Consider the following 263-nt stretch of genomic DNA (forward strand, 5'->3'; position numbering starts at 1 on the left):
GGCTCAGGCAGAGGTTGCCGCTAAGCTGGCAGAATTGATTTAAGAGAGGACAGGACGTGGACGTCAATACCACAGAAGAGCAACAGATTGAATCCATCAAGGCATGGATGAAAGAGAATGGTAAAGCCATTGTGCTTGGTGCCGTACTTGGCCTGGGCGGCCTGTATGGCTGGCGTTATTATCAGGGAGAGGTGCAGTCTGCTAAGGAACAGGCTTCCGAAGCTTATACTCAGACTGTACAGGCTCTGGACAGCGGCAGCGAC

General features: G+C 52.5%; 1 protein-coding gene. It reads left to right on the forward strand.

Features of this window, described 5'->3' with window-relative positions; all coding sequences use genetic code 11:
- Positions 1 to 107: 107 nt before the first annotated feature.
- Positions 108 to 263: tetratricopeptide repeat protein (locus ACYP03_RS26610; RefSeq protein ID WP_459782756.1), on the forward strand; the 156-nt coding region annotated here is incomplete at its 3' end.

Source organism: Photobacterium sp. R1, assembly GCF_054600795.1.